At 69.2% G+C, this 22,764-nt stretch carries 22 protein-coding genes and 1 pseudogene; 9 read left to right on the top strand and 14 right to left on the bottom strand.

The window, feature by feature from the left end:
• Positions 1–141 precede the first annotated feature (141 nt).
• Positions 142–498, bottom strand: coding sequence for a hypothetical protein (locus tag ACWGI8_RS07435; RefSeq protein ID WP_453659156.1), 357 nt, complete (start codon positions 496–498; stop codon positions 142–144).
• 236 nt (positions 499–734) lie between these two features.
• On the opposite strand from ACWGI8_RS07435, the gene ACWGI8_RS07430 reads away from it, so the two are divergent.
• Positions 735–971 (top strand): hypothetical protein, encoded by a 237-nt coding sequence (locus ACWGI8_RS07430; protein WP_453659155.1) that lies wholly within the window; start codon positions 735–737, stop codon positions 969–971.
• Positions 972–1,318: 347 nt separating this feature from the next.
• Positions 1,319–3,781, top strand: coding sequence for a SpoIIE family protein phosphatase (locus ACWGI8_RS07425; RefSeq protein WP_453659154.1), 2,463 nt, complete (start codon positions 1,319–1,321; stop codon positions 3,779–3,781).
• A gap of 56 nt (positions 3,782–3,837) precedes the next feature.
• On the opposite strand, the gene ACWGI8_RS07420 is transcribed toward ACWGI8_RS07425, so the two are convergent.
• Entirely contained in the window at positions 3,838–4,152 is a 315-nt protein-coding gene (locus ACWGI8_RS07420; RefSeq protein ID WP_453659153.1) for a hypothetical protein, read from the bottom strand.
• A gap of 396 nt (positions 4,153–4,548) precedes the next feature.
• On the bottom strand, positions 4,549–5,025 hold the full coding sequence (locus tag ACWGI8_RS07415) for a MarR family winged helix-turn-helix transcriptional regulator (protein WP_453659152.1): 477 nt from the start codon (positions 5,023–5,025) through the stop codon (positions 4,549–4,551).
• A gap of 164 nt (positions 5,026–5,189) precedes the next feature.
• Here ACWGI8_RS07415 and ACWGI8_RS07410 point away from each other — a divergent pair, with 164 nt between their 5' ends.
• Positions 5,190–5,789 carry an SgcJ/EcaC family oxidoreductase gene (locus ACWGI8_RS07410; protein ID WP_453659151.1) on the top strand — a complete coding sequence of 200 codons (600 nt, stop codon included), beginning with the start codon at positions 5,190–5,192 and terminating at the stop codon, positions 5,787–5,789.
• 343 nt (positions 5,790–6,132) lie between these two features.
• On the opposite strand, the gene ACWGI8_RS07405 is transcribed toward ACWGI8_RS07410, so the two are convergent.
• From ACWGI8_RS07405 to ACWGI8_RS07390, 4 genes are all read right to left on the bottom strand, one after another.
• The gene (locus ACWGI8_RS07405) at positions 6,133–7,359 is read right to left on the bottom strand and encodes a branched-chain amino acid ABC transporter substrate-binding protein (protein WP_453659150.1); all 1,227 of its coding nucleotides are present in this window, start codon (positions 7,357–7,359) and stop codon (positions 6,133–6,135) included.
• 400 nt (positions 7,360–7,759) lie between these two features.
• Positions 7,760–8,329 carry a hypothetical protein gene (locus tag ACWGI8_RS07400; protein WP_453659149.1) on the bottom strand — a complete coding sequence of 190 codons (570 nt, stop codon included), beginning with the start codon at positions 8,327–8,329 and terminating at the stop codon, positions 7,760–7,762.
• 1,173 nt (positions 8,330–9,502) lie between these two features.
• Positions 9,503–9,928, bottom strand: a complete 426-nt coding sequence (locus tag ACWGI8_RS07395) for a hypothetical protein (RefSeq protein WP_453659148.1) — start codon at positions 9,926–9,928, stop codon at positions 9,503–9,505.
• A 223-nt stretch (positions 9,929–10,151) separates the two neighbouring features.
• On the bottom strand, positions 10,152–11,138 hold the full coding sequence (locus ACWGI8_RS07390) for an AraC-like ligand-binding domain-containing protein (RefSeq protein WP_453659164.1): 987 nt from the start codon (positions 11,136–11,138) through the stop codon (positions 10,152–10,154).
• 274 nt (positions 11,139–11,412) lie between these two features.
• Between ACWGI8_RS07390 and ACWGI8_RS07385 the strand changes: the two genes are divergently transcribed.
• The 5 genes from ACWGI8_RS07385 (at position 11,413) to ACWGI8_RS07365 (ending at position 16,924) form a co-directional block, all read left to right on the top strand.
• Positions 11,413–12,030 carry a hypothetical protein gene (locus ACWGI8_RS07385; RefSeq protein ID WP_453659147.1) on the top strand — a complete coding sequence of 206 codons (618 nt, stop codon included), beginning with the start codon at positions 11,413–11,415 and terminating at the stop codon, positions 12,028–12,030.
• A gap of 104 nt (positions 12,031–12,134) precedes the next feature.
• Positions 12,135–12,884 (top strand): sterol desaturase family protein, encoded by a 750-nt coding sequence (locus tag ACWGI8_RS07380; protein ID WP_453659146.1) that lies wholly within the window; start codon positions 12,135–12,137, stop codon positions 12,882–12,884.
• Between the two features lie 746 nt (positions 12,885–13,630).
• A complete protein-coding gene (locus ACWGI8_RS07375; protein WP_453659145.1) occupies positions 13,631–14,926 on the top strand; it encodes a cation:proton antiporter in 1,296 nt (431 codons plus the stop codon).
• An 802-nt stretch (positions 14,927–15,728) separates the two neighbouring features.
• On the top strand, positions 15,729–16,139 hold the full coding sequence (locus ACWGI8_RS07370; protein WP_453659144.1) for a hypothetical protein: 411 nt from the start codon (positions 15,729–15,731) through the stop codon (positions 16,137–16,139).
• 110 nt (positions 16,140–16,249) lie between these two features.
• Positions 16,250–16,924: a DUF6766 family protein gene (locus tag ACWGI8_RS07365; RefSeq protein WP_453659143.1), complete on the top strand. Its 675-nt coding sequence runs from the start codon at positions 16,250–16,252 to the stop codon at positions 16,922–16,924.
• Between the two features lie 99 nt (positions 16,925–17,023).
• On the opposite strand, the gene ACWGI8_RS07360 is transcribed toward ACWGI8_RS07365, so the two are convergent.
• The 4 genes from ACWGI8_RS07360 to ACWGI8_RS07345 are packed head-to-tail and all read right to left on the bottom strand — an operon-like array spanning position 17,024 to position 20,573.
• Complete coding sequence (locus tag ACWGI8_RS07360; RefSeq protein ID WP_453659142.1) at positions 17,024–17,782, bottom strand: metallophosphoesterase family protein; 759 nt, start codon at positions 17,780–17,782, stop codon at positions 17,024–17,026.
• A complete protein-coding gene (locus ACWGI8_RS07355; RefSeq protein WP_453659141.1) occupies positions 17,779–18,069 on the bottom strand; it encodes a BON domain-containing protein in 291 nt (96 codons plus the stop codon). The genes ACWGI8_RS07360 and ACWGI8_RS07355 overlap by 4 nt, the downstream gene beginning before the upstream one ends.
• Positions 18,066–18,737, bottom strand: a complete 672-nt coding sequence (locus tag ACWGI8_RS07350; RefSeq protein ID WP_453659140.1) for a nucleotidyltransferase family protein — start codon at positions 18,735–18,737, stop codon at positions 18,066–18,068. The genes ACWGI8_RS07355 and ACWGI8_RS07350 overlap by 4 nt, the downstream gene beginning before the upstream one ends.
• A gap of 27 nt (positions 18,738–18,764) precedes the next feature.
• Positions 18,765–20,573, bottom strand: a complete 1,809-nt coding sequence (locus ACWGI8_RS07345; protein ID WP_453659139.1) for a thiamine pyrophosphate-requiring protein — start codon at positions 20,571–20,573, stop codon at positions 18,765–18,767.
• A 418-nt stretch (positions 20,574–20,991) separates the two neighbouring features.
• Here ACWGI8_RS07345 and ACWGI8_RS07340 point away from each other — a divergent pair.
• A pseudogene (locus tag ACWGI8_RS07340) lies at positions 20,992–21,243 on the top strand (DUF5709 domain-containing protein); the annotation flags it as partial.
• Between the two features lie 86 nt (positions 21,244–21,329).
• Here the strand turns inward: ACWGI8_RS07340 and ACWGI8_RS07335 are convergent.
• The 3 genes from ACWGI8_RS07335 to ACWGI8_RS07325 form a co-directional block, all read right to left on the bottom strand.
• Positions 21,330–21,560 carry a DUF6480 family protein gene (locus ACWGI8_RS07335; RefSeq protein ID WP_453659138.1) on the bottom strand — a complete coding sequence of 77 codons (231 nt, stop codon included), beginning with the start codon at positions 21,558–21,560 and terminating at the stop codon, positions 21,330–21,332.
• A gap of 75 nt (positions 21,561–21,635) precedes the next feature.
• Positions 21,636–22,418 (bottom strand): Fpg/Nei family DNA glycosylase, encoded by a 783-nt coding sequence (locus ACWGI8_RS07330; protein WP_453659137.1) that lies wholly within the window; start codon positions 22,416–22,418, stop codon positions 21,636–21,638.
• Positions 22,419–22,469: 51 nt separating this feature from the next.
• On the bottom strand, positions 22,470–22,764 hold a 295-nt coding region (locus ACWGI8_RS07325; RefSeq protein WP_453659136.1), incomplete at its 5' end, for an SDR family oxidoreductase.

Here is a 22,764-nt window from a genome sequence, read left to right as displayed (position 1 = left end):
CGTTCACGGCTCTCCCTCCCAGTTGATCCGACCGCTTCGTGCCGCAGAACGAGTCGGGGCGACCCGGAAGCGGACGGATCGAGGATCGGTATGTACGCCAATGCCGCAGGTCACCCTGCCGCATCGATCATAAGTCTAAGCCTAGACGGGAAGTCTGGACGATTCCAGCCCCGCCCGGAACGCGTCAGCGCCTCGATCGGCATCGCCGCCCCGGCGCTCCAGCAGACCCCGGACGACCTCACCGGCGATGCCGACGCTCGCGAGCTCGCCGCGATCCTGTGCGAGCTGTGGGAGGACACCGGCCCGTCCGGGCGGGTTCATGGTGTCCGTCGGGCAGCTGCTCGCCGTCGCCACGCAGGGCGAGCCGAGCAGATCGAGTCCGACCGCGAGGCGACGCCTCCCCTGCCGGTGGGGTCCGTCCTTGCCGCGCTGCTCGCGGTGACGGCCTCCGCCTTCCTGAGCGGAGAGTGAGCGCGCGGTGAGCGAGGGTCTGGACACCCGACTGTCGGACCTGGCGTGCGGGGCGTTCCTGCCGGCGGCGGCGGTGAACCTGTGGCGGCGTGAACTCGGGGGCTCGCTGTTCGTGCACTGGCGCGGGGGCGGCCTCGACGTGTGGACCGCCCCCTGGCTTTCCCGTGATGCTGACCGGCGCGGGTCGCGCAGCGCATGCCTTGAGGGCTGTCACGTTGCGTGATCAGGATGCGTCCGGACGCGTTCGGATGGACGCTGGTGGCATGGCTGGAGAGGCGCCCGTCGTCGTGCATCCGCTGTCGCCGGAGGGCGGCAGGCGGGTAACGATCCGCGGCGAGACTGTCGGCGTGGCGTATCACCTGCTCGACGTGCTGGAGTTCCTGCACGGTGCGGAGCTGCCCGAAGCCGACACCGCGATCGACGACCCGGAACTGATCGAGTGGCGCGGCGGCGGCCCGGAGGTGTGGTCCGAGCCGCCCGGGCGACCTACGCGGCGATGACCCCGCGCTCGGTCCACCGCGCCCCGCAAGTCCTGCACCTGCACCGGGCGCAGCGCCTCATGCACTCCGCTCCGTAGTGAGGTGTTCAGCGCAGTGCCGAAGCTGGAGGCGGCCGCTGGGGGCGGAACCCCGCCCACGAAACAGGTGCCGCCAACAAGCGGGGAGCCGGCACCGCGGCGCGCAGCTCCCTCTCCACCAGTGGCGCAGCGGACGCGCATGATACCGGTGCGTGAGCACTGACGCGGAGTCCCCACGTGCGGCCGATACTGGAACCACGGCCGGGTCGACGCGTACCGCTCGGGGCCCGGCTGTGCGGCCTCCACTCGGACGCGACGAGGGCGGTTGGGATGGACACGCGGGTGACCACGTTCAGCGAGGGTCCGGAAGATCCGTTCTCCGTGGATCGCGCGGCCTCGGCGGTGCTGGACGACCACGGCAGGGTCGTCGGCTGGAGCACGCTGGCCGAGTCACTGCTCGGCTATTCGACCGAGGACGTGCTGGGCCGACCTGCGCTCGACGCCCTGGTCGACCCCCGGGACGCAGCCGTCGTCATGGACGTGGTTGCGGCCTGCGTGAGCAATCGGGGCTGGTTCGGGGTCGTACCCGTCCGCGACCGCGACGGCAGCCGGGTGGAGCTGGGGTGCCGGGCCCGGGCAGTTGTGAGGGCCGACGCCGGTCGCGAGTGGTTCCTGGTCGGGGCGCCGGCGGAGGAAGTGATCCAGTGGGAGACGGACCGGTCGATGCTGGACGGATTGTTCCGCCGGTCCCCGATCGGTCTTTCCATCCACTCTCCGGACCTGAGCATCCTGCGGGTGAACCGCGCGATCGCCCGGTGGGGCGGGGTCCCGGCCGAGCAGTACCGTGGGCTGCGTATCGGCGACTTCCTCATGGGCCCTGACGCGGAAAAGAACGAGGCCGAACTTCGCCGCGTCCTCGAAACCGGTGAGCCTCTGATCTTCACCGAGCTGCCATGCCGCCTGCAGCGGGACCCTCACCGGGAGCTCGTCGTATCCGTCTCGGCGTTCCGGATGCAGGACGCCTCCGGCCGGGTCCTGGGGGTCACCCAAACGGTGGAGGACGTCACCGACCGCTTCCGGGCGCGCCGGAGACTGGCGCTGCTGAACGAGGCCAGCGCCAGGATCGGGACGACGCTGGACGTGACAAAGACTGCGCACGAGCTGGCCGAGGTGGCGGTCCCCGACCTCGCGGACTGTGTCTCCGTGGACCTGCTCGAGCCCGTGACCCGTGGCGAGGAGCCCGCGCATGCGTCCGGGCCGATGGTCCGGGCGGCCGTCCGGAGCATGTCGCCCGAGGCGTTGCCGGTGGTGTATCCGGAAGGCCACGTGATGCAGCTTCCTCCGTACTCCATCCGGGCGAGGGTGCTGGCCGAGCGGCGCCCCGTCCTCGACCCGATGGTGGAGGTCCCCTCGGAGTGGGCTCTGGCGGACCCGGCCAGGGTGAAGGCATTCCATGACTTGGGCATCCACTCACTGATCGCGGTGCCGTTGGTCGCGCGCGGGCTCGTCCTGGGGGTGATGAGCCTGTGGCGGTGGCAGCGGCCCGAGCCGTTCGAGGAAGACGACCTGACACTGGCCGAGGAGTTCGCCTCCCGCGCAGCCGTGTGCATCGACAACGCCCGCCGCTACACCCAGCAGCACGAGGCGGCGCTCACCCTGCAGCGCAGCCTGCTCCCGCAGGAGGTGCCCGAGCACCCGGCGGCCGAGATCGCCCATCGGTACCTCCCGGCCGACCCCACCGCGGGGGTCGGCGGCGACTGGTTCGATGTCATCCCGCTTTCCGGGCTCCGTATCGCCCTCGTCGTCGGCGATGTCGTCGGCCATGGCCTCCATGCCACGGCCACCATGGGCCGTCTGCGTACCGCCGTGCACACCCTGGCCAGCCAGGACCTGCCTCCGGACGAGGTCCTCTCCCAACTGGACGATCTCGTGGACCGCCTGGCGAGCGAGCAGGATCCGACCCCCAGCACCACCCCACAGGTCATCGGCGCAACTTGCCTGTACGCGGTCTACGACCCGGTCTCCCGGCGCTGCACCCTCGCCAGCGCCGGCCACCTGCCGCCCGCAGTCGTCGAGCCGGACGGAAGGGTCCACTTCCCCGACCTGCCCGTCGGCCCGCCGCTCGGCCTGGGCGGGCTGCCGTTCGAGACCGCCGAACTGGACCTGGCCGAGGGCAGTCTTCTCACCCTGTACACCAACGGCCTCGTCCAGGCGCAGCGCCGCGATCTGAACGAAGGGCTGGCGCTTCTGCGTATGGCACTGAGCGATCCCGGCCGCTCTCTGGAAGACACGTGCAAAGCGGTCGAAGACGCGTTGTTGCCGGCCTGTCCGGACGACGACGTCGCGCTGCTCATCGCCCGCGCCCGCGGCATGGCCCCCGACACAGTGGCCACCTGGACCCTGCCCGCAGAGGCGACGGCGGCCGGCCGGGCCCGTACTCTGACGGTCTCCCAACTCGCCGAGTGGGGGCTGGAGGGCATGGCCTTCACCACCGAACTGATCGTCAGCGAGCTGGTCACCAACGCCTACCGGTACGGCGGCGGACCGGTGAGGCTCCGGCTCATCCGTGACCGCCACCTCATCTGCGAAGTCTCCGACACGAGCAGCACATCCCCACACCTGCGACAGGCCCGCAGCACCGACGAGGGCGGCCGCGGCCTGTTCCTGGTGGCCCAGATCGCAGAGCGGTGGGGCGCCCGCTATGTCCACGACGGCAAGACCATTTGGGCCGAACAACCACTGCCCTCCCCAGCGGTACCGGACAGCCCGGACCGGCCCCGGCCGACGACGTGATGCCGGCGACTCGGAACAACTGCCCGTGTCGCGCCGCACCATCCGCCGACTGCCTCTCAGTTCTCGGCGTGGCGTGCGCGCTTCACGACATTCGTGAGTTGTTCGACGCTGGGAGCATCGATGGCGCGTCCGTCGGCGTCGCGGTAGATGCGGCACGAGACGCCAGCGGCGGTATCGGGCGCGGCGAAGGGATCGGTCCCGTTGATCAGCAGGGTCGGCGAGCCGTGCATGCCGTATCGGGCCGCCTCGGCGTCGTTGGTGATCACGCGCACCTCCACCGGGGCAGCGTCATCGGGCAGCGCCTGCTCAAGGCGCTCGAGCATCGCGGCGACGTTGGGGCAGTCGGGCACCGCGAGCACCACGAGATCCATGGTCATCTCCCTTGGCGGTACGAGGTGGCCTGTGGGTAGGGTGCCACTCCCCCACGGAACTCAGCCGTCTTCTCGGCCCTGGAGATGCCCATTCGTAGGAAGTTACGACTCCGATAGGTTCCAGGCGTTGATCCGCCGGTGGCGGCTTCTCCCGGTCCCTCGCTGAAAGCAACCGTCCGGCCCACTGTCCAGCTGCCCTTGGGCGCAACCCCCGCCCGGCCGTGCTGCGCCGCGGCCCCGGAGTCCGGAGCCGCGGAGTCCGGGGCCACGGAGTCCGGGGCCACGGAGTCCGGAGCCGCGGGAAGAACCGCATGTCGCGCGGCTGTCCTGCGACGCGGAACCCTGAGTGCCTGCCAATTGGCCAGGCCCGACGACCCCGACGACACCCGATCAAGTTCAGGAGCGCCCTTTGCGTTCGTGCGTTGCCGTGCGAATCTCCTCCGTCGCCTCGCGGAAGGCGGGGGCCGCCCGCGCGAAGTAGTCGAAGAGCAGCTCCCGTTGCTCCGGCGTATAGTCCGCGAGCACCTCTGCGATGCGCCGCCGGGCGGGGCCCACGACCGCCTCGACCCCCGCCAGCGCGTCAGGCACGGCCTCCACCACGACCTTGCGCCGGTCGGCGGGGTCAGCGGCCCGGCGCACGTACCCCGCACGCTCAAGCCGGTCGATCAGCCGCGTCGTTGCGCCTGTGGTGAGCCCCGTCCCGGCCGCTAGTTCGCCCGAGGTGAGCCCGCCCGCCAGGGTGAGGCGACTGAGCGCGTACCACTCGGACGCCTGAAGGCCCGCCGCCTCCGCGCCCGCCATGCCGTGCAGCCCCACGGCATCGATGTAGTCCCGAAAGACCGCCCGCCGGTCGTCCTGCTCCGCCGTCGTCACATCATTCCCCTTGCCTAATATCTGCACATGTGCAGATAATGCATGCATGCAGTTGCTGCACCAGTGTAGTCAATTCCGCAGCGGCCGCCACCTGCCCGGAACCGCCGAGCGGACCGTGCACGTCACGCCACCTTCGCTCACCTCACTCATCGAGAGGCATCACCATGAACACCAAGGTCGTCAAGCGCGTCGCCCTCGCCACCACCGCCGTCCTCGCCCTCGGCGCCGGCGGCGCGTACGTCTACCTCGACGCCACCTCCGAAGTACAGCGCACCGGCATCGAAGCCTGCACCGATGTCATCCCGGCCGACGCCGACCGACGCGACGGTGAGGCCGTCTGCGCCACCCTCGACGCCCTCACCGCCGCCTGGGGACATGGTGACGCGGACGCCTACGGCCGCCAGTTCACCGAGAACGGCACCTACACCACATACATCGGCAGCCACTACGAGGGCCGCGCCGACATCACCGAAGGTCACCGCGCGCTCTTCAAGGACTTCGTCAAGGGCAGCAAGCTCGCTGCCACGTACCTCGACATGCGGTTCCTCGGCAAGGACGTCGTCCTCCTCACGGGACGCGGCGACGACTACACCGGCGACAAGCCCGGAATCGACGAGCTCTCCAAGGTCCAGACATACACCCTGGTCCGCGACACCGACGGCACCTGGCGGATCGCCGCCTTCCACAACACCCAGCGCCAGAACGTGATGGAACGGTTCTCTTTCCTCTACTCCCCCGCCACGGCCCCGAAGGCGGAGAAGTGACCCGCGCCCTGGTCACCGGCGCCACCAAGGGCATCAGCCACGCCCTCGCCCTTGCCCCGGCCGCCGAAGGCCACACGATCACCGCCGTCGCCCGCACCGGACACAAGCGTGCGGCCCCCGGCGGACACGGTCGACCGCATCATGCTCGGCACCGGCCTGGCCGGCCTTCCCTGCCCTCGGGCGCTGACAGCACGAACCTACAAGGCCGGGCTGGTCCCTCCGTGAAGAAGGGGAGCAGCCCGGCCTCGTACCACCGCTGCGGTGGATGATCATCGCCTGCTCGGGCCCGGAAGGGGCGCGTCGCAGCCGGACAGCGGCGGGTGATGTGCGACCGTGCGGTCGGTCAGCCTCCGAACGTGCCCGTGGTCTCCGCCTTCCACGCACCGCCCGTGACCTTGTAGACGGTCAGCTGCTTGTTGGTGGCGTCACCGAACTCGTCGAAGGAGACCTTGCCCGTGACTCCGTCGAAGGAGACCTTCTGCAGGGCCTCGGCGACCTTGGCGCGGGCGTCGGAGGGCAGCTTGCCGTCCTTGGCCACGGCCTTCACCGCCTGGATGATCGCCCAGGCCGAGTCGTAAGAGAAGCCGCCGTAGGCTCCGTACGCCTCCTTGTACCCTGCCGCCTTGTAGTCCTCGATGAACTGCTTGGCGGAGGGCAGGCTCTCGACGGGCGCGCCCACGGACGTGGCCAAGTCGCCGTCGCCGCGGGCGCCGGTGAGCTTGAGGTACTCGTCGCTGTAGATCGCGTCGCCACCGATGAGCGGGATCGCGGCACCCGACTTCTTGACCTGCGCGCTGAGCGGGCCGGCCGCCGGGTACTCACCGCCGTAGTAGACGACGTCCGCCCCCGAGTTCTTGATCTTGGTGGCCACGGAGCCGAAGTCCTTGGCATCCGGGTTGACGTGATCGGTGCCGACGACCGTGCCGCCGAGCTTCTTGAAGTGGGCGGAGAACGTCGCGGCCAGGCCTGCGCCGTAGGTCTTCTTGTCGTCGACGACGAAGACCTTCTTCTTCTTGGCCGTGTTGTACAGGTACTCCGCGGCGAACGGGCCCTGGATGGCGTCCGTGGTCGCGGTCCTGAAGTACGTCTTGAACGGCCGAACCTTCTCACCTGTGTCCCACTTGTCACCCTGAGTGAGGGCGGGGTTGGTGTTGACCGAGACCTCGGACACCTGAGCGGCATCGAAGACCTTCTGCATCGACTGGGCCACGGAGGAGTTCAGCGGGCCGACGACTCCGATGACGCTCTTGTCGGCGACGAGCTTGGTGGCGTTCTGCTGGCCGGAGGAGGGCTGTGCCTGGTCGTCGAGGGCCTCGACCTTGAAGGTGACGCCAGGCACCTCCTTGTTCTTGTTGGCCTGCTTGACGGCGAGGTCCACCGAGTCCTTCATGCCGAGGCCGAGAGCGGAGAGCTCCCCGGTCAACGGCGCGTCGAAACCGATGGTGACGACGGTGGAGCCGTCGCCGGAGGCATCGTCGGCCTTGCCTGCGTCACGGGAGCCGCACGCCGTGAGCGAAAGCGCTCCGGCGGCGAGCGCGGCGGTCACAGCTATGAGAGAACGGTTGCGCACGTTCGGTCCTTTCACTTCGAGGCGCCGACCACGTTGTCAGGGCCGAAGATCGGTCCTCTGGCGCGGCGGCTGGCGTGACTCTATGTGACATCCACGGAAACGAGCAGAGGCGACGAACCGATGTGATTCTCTTGTTATGGCGCTGCTCAGGCGGAGGATTTCCCTCCGCAAGGGCGGTGCCGCGGTCAGCATGCGGCGGTGAAGCGTGTCAGCGGACGCCGGCGTGCCATGCGGCGTGCCCGGTCGGGCCCTCAGCAGAAGTGCAGCCCTGGCTCCGCACGCCGCCGCCCGCACAAGCGGGGGCAGCGGCTGCGACCTCGTCGGCAACGTGCGCCGACGTCCTCAGCACCGTCATCCGCCGCCTACGCGCCCCCAACGGGGCAATCCCGCTGGTGGCCTTCTACCGGCCCGGCTTCTTCGTGTCCCTGTCCCGCAGGGTGTAACCACCGTCGACGACCGCCATGTCAGCGGCGGGCGCCATGCACTTGGTCAGCAGGGGCGCGCCCTTGGCCGTCGCTCCGGACAGCCCGGCGCGTGCCTTGCCGTTCCTGGGGACGTAGAAGCTCACACCCATGCGGGTGTGAGGGTCCAGGTGCGTCTGCCACGGGTGGCCGGCGCTGGTGCGGACGAGTCGGCCGGTCACGGTGGCAGTGGGGCCGCCGGTGGTGAGGCAGTCGACCTCGAAGTCGCCCCAGTAGTCACGGCCGTCGATCACGTGGGAGATGCGGAAGGTGCCCCAGGAGCGGGTGGGAATGCCGCCCACGGTGTAGGTGGAGTGGGCGTCGACGGTGACCCGTACCTCCTCTTCGGCGATGTCGTAGCCCAGCCGCGCCTCGCCCTGGAGGGAGGAGGCGAGGGTGGTGGGTGGCGCGTCGGGTGCGGCCTCGGGCGCGGGGGCGGCGACTGCGGGGGCGGCGACTGCGGCGACGAGGGCGAGGACGGCGGCGGCCCGCAGGGTCTTCTTCAGCACGGTCAGGCTCCGATCTGGGCATGTGATGACGTACGCGTCGATCGTCGCCAACACCGCTGCACCCGGGCGTCCTTCGAGGGTCGCGACCCCATCCGCCGCACGGGCGAGGCCGCTCTCCCACCGGTCACCCTCAGGGAGTGTCCGGGCGGACCATGACGACATCATCGGCGTCCGCCGCGTCGCCGTACCGCTCTGCGCTACAGCCGGTACGCGTTCGATCCGTCGGCCTCAAAGCCGGTCGGCATTTGCGGTTGTCGGGGATCCACACGGACGGAGTCGAGCAGCGCTGCCGCAGCGGCCACGAAACGGGGCTCCGTTCAAGGCCGGCCGATGGAGGAAGCATCGGCCGACGCGAGTCCCGGGTGGGGGTGGTTCTCCGATGCCGATTACGCGAGCCAGAGCGAGTTACGCCGATGACGCGCCGGCAGTACGTCCACCGTGTCCGCGGCATCGAGTGCGAGTTCGCCGGCGGTGGAGTTCACCAGCCTCAGGAGAGTCCCTACTTGGGTTCGTAGGCGCTGTCGCGCACGGCGTTCCTCCACTGCGGACCACTGAGCGACGGAGCGGTCCTGCTGGTGCCGCGCGAATGAGTAGACATCGACCCTGCGGCGGACCATGCGAGGTTGGGGCTTTCTGGACTCTCGTGTCGCATCGGTGAAGCTGCGGGCGCTGTACCTGAGGTCGTAGAGAACCACGGAACGCCAGAGACTCTCTGGCGAGCAGCCGTGTGCACTCCGGCTGTGTGAAGGGGGAAGATGGCGGGCGGTGCGTGACACGGGAGACTCCGTTCGCAGCAACCGCCAGGTATCTCCTGGCGGGCTACCTGAAGCCCGTTGGCCCTGTCGAACGTGTGTTTTCCATGCGCGTAACCCTATCTGACTGGTTCCGCGGCGCAGGCTTGTTGCGTGTCCGCGACGTTCCCGCACAGGTGGCATGATCGCGAATCGGCCGCGCCGCGGTCGGCCCCGTACGTGCCGTGCCACGGGCCCCGCACCCTTCTGGGTACGGGGCCCGTGAGGTGCTCAGGGGCGGGCACGCCACCCCATCAGCGGTCTGGCCTCCCGACCACCAGCAGGGGCACGGTCTGACCCGAGAAGTCAGAGCTTCCGGCGGTGATAGTGCTCACCTGCTGACGGCTATGGAACCGAGCATTCCCCGGCTCCGTGGCTCCCATTAGGCGGTGACGGAGTACCACCGCGAGCAGATGGGCTCGGACTTCACCACGCAGACCCGCATGTTGTAGGTGTGACCCTCGGGAAGGTTCTGCGTGCTGCAGCGGACTGCCGGGGCGGGGTCGCCCTTGGTGTTGGCGGAGACTCCGACGGCGAGTTCGGCGCGGATGTAGTAGCCGTCGCCCGTGCCGTCCTCGGCGCAGACCGTGTCACCGGTCTGGGCGCCGGACGGGTCTTGGTGCCATTTGCCGTCGCCGGCGAACTGGCCGTTGATGTAGGCGTAGATCGTCGTGCCGTTCCCGTTGGGAGACTCGTTGAAGGTGACCGAAGGTGCGGCACTTGCGGGCCCGGCTCCGAATCCAAGGACTGCGCCGGTGAGCAGGACCCCGCCTGCGGCCATGGAAGCGATCCGCTTGGTTGTCTGCATTGGATGTTCCCCTCGTAGTTGTGGTCCGCCTGGTCCAACCTCCGCGGGCAGCCGAAAGGCTCGGCGACGGACAGCAACGGCGCGACCTGACGGTCGGTGGCCACGATGCCCAGGCGGCAGACGGCGTACGACATGGTGTCCAGGGCCTGGTCATGGCCCTACGCCTCCGGAAAGGATCCTGGAACGGCTCCGCAGAGTCGTTAGCACTCGGTCCACAAGTCACTTAGCTGAGAGTCGACTTCGGGCCATTGGCCGCCTGGCACCGGTAATCCTTCGGCGGAAGGTCGTACGCAGCACGGAACGCGCGGCTGAAGTCGGCTGCGCGAGGGAAACCCCAGCGAGTTGCGATGACGTGGATGGGAGTGGAGTGCAGTGCCGGATCGGTGAGGTCGCGGCGGGCGGCCTCCAGGCGCCGCAGGCGGATCCACGCAGCGACTGTGGCCTCTTCATCCTGAAAGAGGCGGTGCAGATAGCTGATGGAGATGTGGTGCGCGGTGGCTACGGCGGCCGGGGTGAGCTGCGGGTCGTGCAAGTGCTCCTGGATGAAGCTTTTGATGCGCAGGACGAGGGTTCGCCGGTGGGTGGCCGGCGGGAGGGCGCACTCGGCTTCGAAGGCGTGGGCGAAGAGCGCCGTGACCAGATCGGTCAGGACCGTTCCCAGCCGGGCCCCGTCGGAGGGCTGGTAGGGGGCGGTGTCGGCGATCAGTTGGGTGAGGAACTGCGCCAGCAACGCGCCGATCCCCGTCCGGGCCGGTACCCGCCGTGGGACCGTGCGGCCGGCCATGCCGCGCGGCAGCGGTAACAGCGACTTGGGGATCTCGAGCCCGACAGCCGTCACGGGGTCCATGCCCGTGCGGATCTCCCACGGCACCGAGGAATCGTTGATATGCAGGTCGGACGGCCGGTAGACGGTCTCGTGACCGCCCCAGTTGCCTATCCCCGTCCCGCCCACGACAAGTGAGAGGTGGTACAGCTCCGGGTCGGACTGACGAATCAGTTTCCGCGTGCGCCGGATGACCAGCTGCTGGAACGTGGCCGGCCACACGGACACGGCACCGAGGTCCAGCACACGCTGGGTAGCGCGGAAGTCGTGGGCGTGGTCGCTGCTCATACGCACAGGAGCATGGGTTTGCCCCACACGCTCCGCCCAGTAGGCCAACCGGTCCGCCGGCGGCACATCCTCACTCCGGAACACCATCTCGTTCAGCACGCGTTCTTCCCCCTGGATCGTGAGTCTCAGAAGATCACACAGGGCGCCGATAAGCGTCTGATTAACGGATGCGCACAACGCCCGCCGCGCTCGAAAGGCAGGGCGCGCTGATCAGCCGGACCTTCGCCGAGTGCCGGGCCTCGCTGGGCCCTGATGTTGCTCAAAGCCCGGAACCACAGGGCCACTTGACGCGTGTTGGAGACCAAGTCCGCAACATCAGCCCTGCGACCACCTGAAGGTGGCCTTCGCTACGGAACATCGGGGGAGCCACACCATGCACCAGAACCACATGCACCGCTCTGCCACCCGGTTGGCTGCGACATCCATGGCACTTGGAGCGCTGGTGCTCACCGGCGTCGGCTCCGCGACCGCCCACGCCGCGGAACCGTACGCATACGCGACAACGCTGACGTTCGACAAGAACCCGTCCGACCCGTCCAACTCTCGCCTGTACTGGCGGGTCTTCCGTACCTACGAGTCCGGCCGGCAGGTCAAGGTCGTCGACGTCTCCTGGCGCGCGGGATCAGGACTTGGCGTCAAGAACGAGTGCACGAAGAACAGGGGCTGGCTGCCCAACGGCTACTACGACGTCACCCTGTACCCGGAATACGACGGGAGTGCGATCAAGGGCGTCGTCTTCAAGCTGAGCGACAAGACCTGCGCGGTCGGCACCGCCACACGCACCGAGCTGTTCATCCACAGTGAGATGACGCGCAGTGGCGGCCAGGGCAGCGTCGAGTCGCAGCGATGGACCAACCGCAACCCCAACGACTACCTCTCCCAAGGCTGCATCAAGCTCAGCCCCACCGACATCAAGTCACTCGCCGGCTACTACAAGCAGTACCACCGGGCGGGCACGAAGGTCCGCGGCAAGCTGGCCGTCGTTTCCTGAGGCGGCCTTGAGACGCGGGTCGGCGACGACCCGCACCTCAAACCCGGGCCTGTCGTCTGGGACACTGCCGTGACCAGTTCGTTCGGCAACGGGGGGGGTGCCCGATGGAGGGGATAGCAGGGTGGGCGCAGAGGCTGACCTGGCAGGAGGCCGCCGCGATGGCACTGGCTCAGAACGGCCTGGTACTCGTGCTCGCTGTGGCGCTCGGCGTTGTGCTGCGAAGATGGGCGGCCGGTGAAGGGGGATCGAGTGCCGAGGCCGGGCGGCTGTCGCCGTTGGAAGTCGCGCTGATCGCGACAGCCGTCATGCTCAACGCCGCCGTCATGGTGGCCGGTTGGTGGCTGTGGCAGCAGGGCTGGCTGGTGCTGCGGCCCGGCGTGGATCTGTGGGCGGTCCTCGATCTGGTCGGATTCACCCTGATCATGGATATGGCCATGTACCTGGGGCACGCAGCCGCGCATCATCCTCGGCTGTACCCGCTCGTTCACCAGCTGCACCACCGCTGGGTCGATCCGCGTCCCTCGACACTGTTCGTCCTGCACCCTTTGGAGGTCGTCGGGTTCGGCAGCACATGGCTGGTGGTGCTGTGTCTGTATCCGCTTCACGCCTGGGCCCTGGTCGGCTATGCGGTGATCAACCTCGTCATGGGGACGCTCGGACATCTGGGTGTGGAACCGTGGCCGCCACGGCTGCGGCGGCTCGAGGTCTTCCGTTGGTTCCCCCTGTCGAGCTTCCACGGCGCCCACCACGCCAACCCCGCCGTCAATCTGGGTTTCTACACCACCGCCTGGGACCGGATCTTCGGCACCCTGGACCCGACGTACGACCGGGAGCGGATGGGCCTCACGAACTGACTGCTGCCCCTGGATGAATTCGGGGGTCTTCTCCCAGCTTCCCGTTCGAGGGGAAGTCACGTGTCGTGTTGGGACGTGTGTGCTCTCGTTTTAGGACGTGCGTGGTCACGTTCAGGTCATTCGTCCGGAACAGGCCATGGCCGTGGGAGGCCCGCTCCTAATATGAGCGAACCGCAGCGCGATCTAAGGGCTGTCCCGTAATCCCCGGTGGATCAGCGCGCGGCGTCAGATGCGGTGCATCGCAAGGCGGAGGGTCGTCCTCATACTGGGCGTATTCGGGCGATCCGACAACGCAGCGAGGTGCCGTAGCTGTCGTCGTGCGCCCGCCGGGGATTACGGGACAGCCCTTAGACACGGAACAGACCGTTCACTGGGAGAGGAATGGGAGAGGAAGGCGATGCGCCCCTGTGTGCAATGGCGCGCTCTCAGGGTGAGCCGCGAAGCGGTAAGCCTCTCCTCAAGTCCCGGACACGACACCGGCGCCCCGCTGTCTGTCGGCCTCCCGGTGGCAGCGCTGCTGGTCAGGCCCCATGGACACGTCCTCGGACACGTCCTCCGTGTCCATGACGTCCGGGGGAATCCCCCGCATCTGCCGTCGACCGGACGGCTTCAACCACCACGCCTGATTTCCACACGGGGACGGAGGCCTTTCCGGCCCGCCCCGGACCGCCTATCAGCCCATCCTGCCCAGCCACGCTCCGCACACGAGCCCATGGGCCGGACCGCGACGGAGAGAGACGGACCGCATGACCACGCACCAAACCACCTCGCTCCTCGTCGGCCTCGCCATCATGGTGCTCCTGGCGCGGCTGCTCGGCGCGCTGGCCCGACGCCTGGGCCAGCCCGCGGTGATCGGCGAAGTCCTCGCCGGCATCGCGCTGGGGCCGACCCTTTTCCACGGCGCGATCTCCGACGCCCTCTTCCCCGGCACCACGCGGCCCCTCCTCGGTGCCCTGGCCGCGGTCGGTGTCGCCGTCTTCATGTTCATCGTCGGACTGGAGTGGGACGCGGCCCTGATCCGGGGAAGCGGCGCCATCGCCCCCACCGTCTCGTTGAGCTCCATCGTGCTGCCGTTCGGCCTCGGCACGGCTTTGGGCCTCTACCTGATGAACGACCACGGTGCCGGCAACAAGACGGCGTTCATGCTCTTCATGGGCATCGCCATGTCGATCACCGCGTTCCCGGTGCTGGCCCGGATCCTCACCGACCGGGGCATGTCCCGTACGCCACTGGGCGTGGTGGCGCTGGCCTGCGCCTCGATCGACGACGTCCTCGCCTGGTCTCTGCTCGCCGGCGTGGTCGCCATCAGTGGTTCGACAGGCCCCGACCAGTGGCGGATCCTGCTCGCCATCCCGTACCTGCTCGGCATGCTGTTCCTGCTGCGTCCCGCACTGCGCCGGATGGCGGACCGCCGGACTTCGCTCCGGCTCACTCCGACCGTCTTCGCCTGCGTGCTCGCCGGTCTGCTGCTGTCCGCCGCCGCCACCGAGTGGCTGGGCCTGCACTACATCTTCGGCGCGTTCCTCTTCGGCGTCGTTCTTCCGCGCTCCGGAACCGAGCGGCTCCGCCGTGAAGTGCACGACCGCCTCGGCCAGATGAGCGGCACACTACTGTTGCCGGTGTTCTTCCTGGTCGCCGGCCTTAAGGTCGACCTGTCCGGGCTCGACGCCAGTGGACTCGGTGACCTGGGGCTGATCCTGCTGGTGGCCGTGGGCGGAAAGTTCGTCGGCGCGTTCGCCGCCGCCCGCCTGAACCGGATGCCGGTCCGGCAGTCCGCCGCGCTGGCCACGCTGATGAACACCCGCGGCCTCACCGAACTCATCGTCCTGAACGTGGGTCTGCAACTGGGCTTCATCCGCCAGGAGCTCTACTCGCTCATGGTCGTCATGGCCGTGGTGACGACCGCGATGGCAGGTCCGCTGCTGACCTGGCTCCTGGGGCGACCGACCGGGAACGACCTCACCGATCCCGACGACGTCACAGCCGCCGACGTCACCGAGGACACCAAGACGCCCGAACGCGCGAAAGGACCCGCCGCCTGAGACCGACGCCGTGACTCTCCATGACTCCGGCCGGTTGGTGTCGCGGCTTGTGAAGGAGTGAGCAGGCCTGAAGTGTGTGTTGAGTCGCTGGTCTGCCTGGTGGCCGTCCTGGGAAGTCGCGGATGGCCACCCATCGGATGAGGTCACTGGCGATTTGGCTGATGCTGGACTCGGTGGTGACCGTTGTGCGCCCGGTGGGTGGCGTCGCGGAGGACGATTTCGTAGCCCCCCTTCGTCCAGGACGGCGACGGAGGCGAACCAGCGCGGGTCTGCGGTGCCCGGCGGTGACCTGCAGCGATAACGGCCGTCGGCCGTCTCGCAGGCCAGATGAATCGTGGTGGTGAAGCCGCCCCGGGAAGGGCCCGGACCGTGGTCCTCGGGCTCGATCTGGATGCCGCCCGGAGGTTCCTTCTGGTCCTGCCCGTTGCGGCGGGCGCCGGGCGCGTGCTGGTGAGCCCCGCAGACCGTCAGGTCGACGTTCACCTCCCAGGTGATCAGCCGGCCCATCCGCCCGAGCCTGCAACCCGGTCGGCACCCGTGACCAGACACCAAGATGCTGCCGGCGGCGAAAGAGACTTTCGACCCCCTCCGACTTCGGCCGAACGGGCGACGTGACCGCGCTTTGGTACCAGGCGGGCGGGTGGATGTGACCCGGCCCGAGGAAGATGGCTCCGAGCGCCGCGCCCTGAAGGGAACGTGTCCATGCTCGAGCCCGCGGAAGGCAGAGCTTCGCCCTACCTCCCCTCGCGCCGCTGACGGAAGCAGCAGTGCCATGCAGCACCGCGCCACGACGGAGGCAGATTTGAGCGGACGAACACTTCGCACGCTCGCCCCGACGATGCTCGCGCTGGCCCTGGCGGGCGGATGCAGCACCGCGGGCGCGCGAGGCTCGGAGGCCGCTGCCGTGGCCGAGAGGTTCGAGAGGGCCGTCCGCAAGGGGGACACCGCAGCGGCCTGTAGGCTCCTGGCTCCGCAGACACTCGCCGAGACAGAGCATTCCGGGCAGAAGCGGTGCGCCTCAGCGCTGAAGGAAGAGCAGCTTCCTGACGGGGGCGCCGTACGGGAAAGCACGGTGTATGGACAACAGGCGATGGTCACGCTCCAGGGCGACACGCTGTTCCTGTCACTGTTCAGGAGCGGCTGGCGGGTGGTCGCAGCGGGTTGCGTGCCTGAGGCCGGCGAGCCGTACGACTGCCAGGTCAAGGGAGGCTGAGACCGGTGCGGGTCTTGTTCACTCTCTGTCTGGTCACGGTGCTCGGAGGCCTGGCCTACTTCATCACTCTGGGACTTCTGCACCGGTGAGTGTGGGGAGGGCCGCAGAAAATGCGCCGGTTCGCGCATGACAATTCGCTGACATTGGTGTTCGGTCTCACCTTCCTGCTGGTTCTGTACGGCCAGGCGATCGCAGGTCATTCCGAGTTCAACCAGCAACTGGCCGTGGACGGGCTCGCCCAGATCGGCTTCGGCGACTACTTGATGTCGTCGGACTTCGCCGTGGACGTCACCGAGAACTGGCAGTCGGAGTATCTGCAGTTCTTCCTCTACATCTTCGGCACCGTCTATCTGCTGCAGCGCGGTTCACCGGAGTCGAAGGAAACACACAAGGCCGGCCTGGAGTCGGAGAAGGACCAGCTGATGGGCGAACACGCCCGCCTCGATTCGCCGCGCTGGGCGGGCACCCGGGACTGGCGGCAGGCCTTGTTCTCCCGCTCCTTGGGGCTCGTCATGGCGAGCCTGTTCTTCCTCTCCTGGCTTGCCCAGTCCATTGCCGGAGCCGCCGCGTACAACGGGCAACGCCTGCGCCAGCTCCAGGCGCCCGTCAGCTGGGGCGACTACCTGGTCTCAGCGGACTTCTGGAGCCGCTCCCTGCAGAACTGGCAGTCGGAACTGCTCGCCGTGGCCTCCATGGCCATCCTGTCCGTCTTCCTCCGCCAGCGCGGCTCGCCCGAGTCCAAGCCCGTCGGCGCCGCCCACACCTCGACCGGTGTCGAGGGATAGCCCGGCCGATGCGGCCGCCGGCAGGCGGCAGGCGGCAGGCGGCAGGCGGCAGGCGGCAGGCGGCAGGCGGCACCATGGAAGAACTTCCGATTCGGGACCCTAGAGCGGGAGCACCGACCCGTCACAACGGCGTCGGCGCACCTGAAGGTGATACACGGCGAAGGCGCGGCCGATCACGGGCTGGGCCACGTTGCGTACGCGGACACCGCCCGCCGTCATGCCGTGCTCGACACCCCGGTGCGCATGACCGTGCACCGCCAGGTCCGCGCCCGACTCGTCCACCGCCTCGGCCAGCAGATAGCTGCCGAGGAAGGGATAGATCTCGGGGGGCTCTCCGGCGAGGGTGTCCGGTACGGGCGAGAAGTGCGTCAGGGCGATCCGTACCGCGCTGCCCTGCGCCGCGAGCATGTCGAGCGCTCGGCGCAGACTTGTCGCGCAACGGCGGGTGTAGCGGACGAACTCCTTCATCACCGGTTCGCCGAACTCGTCGGCGCTCCGGCCGGTGTAGCCTCCGCCGAAGCCCTTGGTGCCGGCGATGCCGACCTTCGCGCCGCGGATGTCCAGCATCGTGCCGTCGCCCTCGAGGACCGTCACGCCGGCCTCGGTCAGTACGGCCGTCACTTCGGCCTCGCGGTCGCTGTGGTAGTCGTGATTGCCCAGGACGCCGACGACCGGGACCGGCAGCCCGGCCACCTCGGCGGCCACAACCTCTGCCTCAGCGACGGTGCCGTGGCGAGTGAGGTCGCCTGCGAGCAGCAGGACGTCCGCGCAGCCGCCGAGGGTGTCGAAGGCGGGCCGGAGCAGTCCCCGGCAGTCCTCTCCCAGATGGATGTCGCCGACAGCCGCGATCCGGATCATGGGAGCTCCTCGCTGCGGTCGGGGGCCTCCGCCGAGGCGATCACCAGGCCGGAACGGACGGGCGTGCTGCCCAGCTCCTCGGCGGCGATACGCAGAATGTCCTCCCGGCGTGCCGCGGTGGCGACGGTGCCGGACAGCAGGACCGCGCCGCCCCGCTCGTCGATGCGTATGCCCAGCTCGGCGATGTCGTCACCGGCGAGGCGCTCGCGCAGGCGCGCGATGCGGTAGGCACTGTCGCCACGGTGGTCACCGGCGGCCGCGCCGGTGCCACTCCGGTCGGGCTTCATGGCCCCGCCTCGCTCCGGTCCCTGTCCTCGATGACCTCGAGTCGTTCGAGCAGGTACAGGAACGCGTCCGCGAGCGGCTCCTGCCGGTGCTCCTCCCGCAGCGCCTTCCAGTCGATGCGCTCGCGCAGGGTGCGGGCGACGGTGAGCAGGGGGCCGAAGTCGCAGTGGTGCTCGGACAGGGCGGCGAGCCGACTGCTCAGCAGGTCGTACGGCGTCAGGACCGGCATCCGCACCGAGTCGACGGACAGTACGGGCGCGTTCCTGAGCATGTCGTCGGTCACCGGCCGATGGGCCAGCTCGAAGATCAGGTCGATCTCCTCACCCCCCGCCCGCGCCTTGACCAGCCAGTCCTCGGGCGCGGGCACGATCTCGACACCGCCCTCGCGCAGATCCTGGACCACCCCGTCGACGTCCTCACGCCTGATGCAGAAGTCCGTGTCGTGCTGCAGCGTCGCAGGTACGCCGTGCGCGTGCGCCGCGACGCTGCCCGCGAGCGCGAAGGGGTACCCGGAGTCCTTGAGCAGCGCCGCCACCTGCTTGGTCGTCTCCAGGATCGACTGGGTGTGGTCCGGGGGAAGGGCGTGGGACGCCTCGTGCACCGGGTACCCGGCGGCACGTGCGAAGTGCGGCCGACGGCCGTCGCCGCGGGGCTCGCTCATGGGGTTCATGACCACCACTCCGTCCTGCCGGCCCCATCAGCCCTTGCCGCCGCCGGCCTTGGTGCCGGCGCCGCCGCCGGGGAGGAACTCCTGCATCTTCGCCTTGACGCCCTGACGGATCACCGAGCCCCTGTCGCTGTGACCGCGCCACACGGCGGTGGCCGTCGCCCGGATCTGGTCCCACGTCGCGTGCGGCGGTATGGGCGGGACGGCGGGGTCCGTGCGGAAGTCGATGACGAAGGGCCGGTCGGCCGCGAGGGCCTGACGCCAGATCTGCTCCACGTCGCCGGGGTCGGTCACGCGCGCCCCGTCGAGGCCCAGCTCCCGCGCGAAGGCGGCGTACGGAACGTCGGGCAGGCGCTGGGACTCCTCGAACTGCGGCGCGCCTTCGAGGGCGCGCATCTCCCAGGTCGTCTGATTGAGGTCCTGGTTGTTGAGGACGGCGACGACAAGACGGGGATCGGACCACTGCGGCCAGTACTTGGCGGCCGTGATCAGCTCGGAGAGGCCGTTCATCTGCATCGCACCGTCGCCGACGAGCGCGATCGCCGGCCGCCGGGGCAGGGCGAACTTGGCACCGATGGCGTACGGGACGCCCGAACCCATCGTGGCCAGGGTGCCCGACAGGGACCCGCGCATGCTGCCGCGTATCCGCAGGTGGCGGGCGTACCAGTTGGCCGCCGATCCGGAGTCCGCGGCCAGGACCGCTTCATCGGGCAGCAGACGGTCGAGCGCGTGCACCACGAGCTCCGGGTTGATCGGATCGGCGGACACGGCGGCACGCCGCTCCATCACCTCCCACCAGCGGTGCGTGTTCCGCTCGACGGCCCCGCGCCAGGACCGGTCCTCCTTGCGGACCAGCAGGGGGATCAGCCGCTTCAGGGTCTCCGCGGCATCGCCCAGCACATTGAGCTCGAACGGGTAGCGCAGCCCCGCCATGGACGGCTCGATCTCGACCTGCACGGCCCTCACCCGCCCGTACTCCGGCAGGAACTGGCTGTACGGGAAGCTGGAGCCGATCACCAGCAGCGTGTCGCAGTCGCGCATCAGCTCGTACGAGGGCCGGGTGCCCAGCGGCCCGATCGCGCCGGTGACGTACGGCAGCGTGTCGGGCAGAACGTCCTTGCCCAGCAGCGCCTTCGCGACACCGGCCCCCAGGACGTCGGCGAGCTCCTCCACCTCGGCGCGCGCGTTCCGTGCCCCCTGGCCGATGAGCACGGCGACGCGCTCCCCGGCGTTGAGGATCTCGGCGCAGCGGGCGAGGTCCTCGTCCCAGGGCACCGGTGCGCAGTGGCCGCCCAGGCTGGACGGCACCATCTTGAAGGCGTGCGCGGGCGCCTCATACTCCAGGTCCTGCACATCGGCGGGGACGATCACGGCGGTCGCGGTGCGGCGTGCGGCCGCGACGCGCATGGCCCGGTCCAGGACGTTGGGCAGCTGCTGCGGGACAGTGACCATCGCGCAGAACTCCGAGGCGACGTCTTTGTAGAGCGAAACGAGGTCGACCTCCTGCTGGTACGAGCCGCCCATCGCGCTGCAGTCGGTCTGCCCGACCACGGCCACGACGGGGACGTGGTCGAGCTTGGCGTCGTAGAGGCCGTTGAGGAGGTGTATGGCCCCGGGGCCCGACGTGGCGGCGCAGACTCCTGTGCGGCCCGAGTACTTCACGTAGCCGACGGCCTCGAACGCGGACATCTCCTCATGGCGGGACTGGATGAACTGCGGGGTGTCGCCGGCGCGTCCCCAGGCGGCGAGCAGTGCGTTGATGCCGTCGCCGGGATAGGCGAAGACGTGCTCGACGCCCCATGCGCGAAGCCGTTCGAGGATGTGGTCGGAAACCTTCATCGTGGTGGACTCCGTTCACAGCGGGTGACCGGCGCCTTCGGGGACGGCCGGTCGAGGACTCGCTCACCTGTCGGCCGGCACGGTGTCAGGCGGCACGCGCCGTGCGCCGGCCGCTTCCCTTCGTGAGAGTTCTGACGAGTTCCTCGCGGTTCGTGGAGGAGCGGCCCGTAACGCTGAACATCTGCACGGTCCCCGTGACCAGCCCGCACGTCAGCCCACCGCTCCACACCGCCCGCGCCATGGATTCTCACCTCCGGCCCCCTTCTGGGGGGTACCCGGCCGGTGGCCGGTGACACGCTGGAGGAAGGGGGCCGACGTGGCGATTCGCCGCAGCACCACGAGTCGGCCGCCGGTGCCGGGGTATCTGCCCGACAGGCCGTGGTCCGGCAGGGGGAAGCTCCTACGAAAGGGGTGCGCCATGTCCGACCAAGGACGAGGCGACGATGTCTACCAGCCCCAGCACTCCGATGTGCAGAACCGTCCTGACGACGAGCTGGACCTGCAGAACGCGCTCGACGACGCCCAGACCGACGACAGCCTCGACGACGGCTACTCGCCTCCCGAGCGCCCGCTGGGTGTGGAGAAGTACGGCACCACGGGCACGGAGCAGCAGGAGGGCGAATCCCTCGACCAGCGCCTGGCGCAGGAGGTCCCGGACGCCGACGTGCCCGTGTACGAGGAGGAGACGCGACGGCACGCAGAGTGAGGCCCCCGCAGGTCACCTCACAGCGACACGGGGGCAGGGCTGTGCGGTCGTCACACCAGCAGGATCACGGCGTACGCGAGGAAGAACGCGGCAATCAGCAGGACGACGACCGCGATCACAAACATCGGGCCCTTGGCCCAACCGCGTGTGCGGGTCTCGTGCGGGCCGGTGCCCGAAGACGTGGAGGCCTCGGCGGGCGGGGTCTCGCCCGGAGGCACCGAACCACCAGGCTCCAGGCCGGGGGTCACGCGAGGATCAGGATCGGGGTTGTTCGTGCTCATACCGGGTGGGTGCCCCATGCGCTGCGATGTAATGACGTCGGCGACGCATCACGTTGTTTCGGCTGGTCGGCGCCGTCAGCTTTGGCAGTGCGGGCACCAGAGGGTACGGCGGCCGGAGATACGACGCGATCGCAGCGGTTGGCCGCAGCGCGGGCACTCCGGCTCGCTGTCGTCCCGGCGACCGGTGAGCCAGGTACGCCGCGGTGGCACGCGCTCGGCGTTCACCGAGGACTTGAGCACGCGGCCCATCGCGGCGTACACGCGCCTGCCCTCCGCCTCGCTCAGGTCCCGCGCCGGGCGCCCCGGCGCCACGCGCGCCCTCCAGAGGATCTCGTCGCTGAGCAGGTTTCCCAGACCGGCGAGCACGGACTGGTCCATCAGCACTCCCTTCACGGCTCCCCGCCGGCCGGCCAACAGCTCCAAGAACGCCGCTCGGTCCACGGCGAGGGCGTCTGGACCGAGACCGGCCAGGATCCGCTCGACGGCGGCGTCCTCCCCTGCGAGCTGGACGCCCTGGAGCTTGCGCTGGTCGCGAAAGCGCAGTTGCAGCTCGTCGTCGAGCGTCAGCACGACGCGGTCGTGGGGATCCAGGGGGTCCTCCACAGAGGCGCACAGCAGCGCTCCCGTCATTCCGAAGTGCCAGACGAGTGTGGGTCCACCGTCGGTCGGCGCGATCAGCCACTTGCCGTGGCGCCACGGTTTCCCGAACCGCGCCCCTTCCATCTCCTTCCGCAGCCGCCTCGCGGTGACTCCGCGCAGCACCCCGGCATCGCGTATGTCGACGTTCGTGACGCGCCGGCCGCGCCCGCAGGTGCTCAGTACCTTGCGGAAGCCCTCGACGTCCGGCAGCTCGGGCATGTTCTCCTCCCCGGGATGGCGTCGATGTGCGGCCGCTCCTCCCGATTTGTGTCAGGGCAGCGGTGTGCCTCCGGTGGCGTTGATGACTGCGGCGGTGATGTAGCTCGCCCGCTGGGAGGCGAGGAAGACGTACGCCGGGGCTATCTCGGCCGGCTGCGCGGGACGCCCCAACGGGGCCTGCTTCCCGAACTCCACCGTGTCGGGCATGGTCGCGGGAATCAGCGGAGTCCAGACCGGCCCAGGGGCGACGGCGTTGACGCGCACCCCGTCCGAGGCGACCATCTGGGCCAGCCCCTGCGTGAAAGTGACGATGGCGCCTTTGGTCATCGCGTAGTCGAGCAGATGC

It is taken from the genome of Streptomyces sp. NPDC054841, from assembly GCF_053611045.1.
This window is presented reverse-complemented; position numbering and strand designations above follow the sequence as displayed.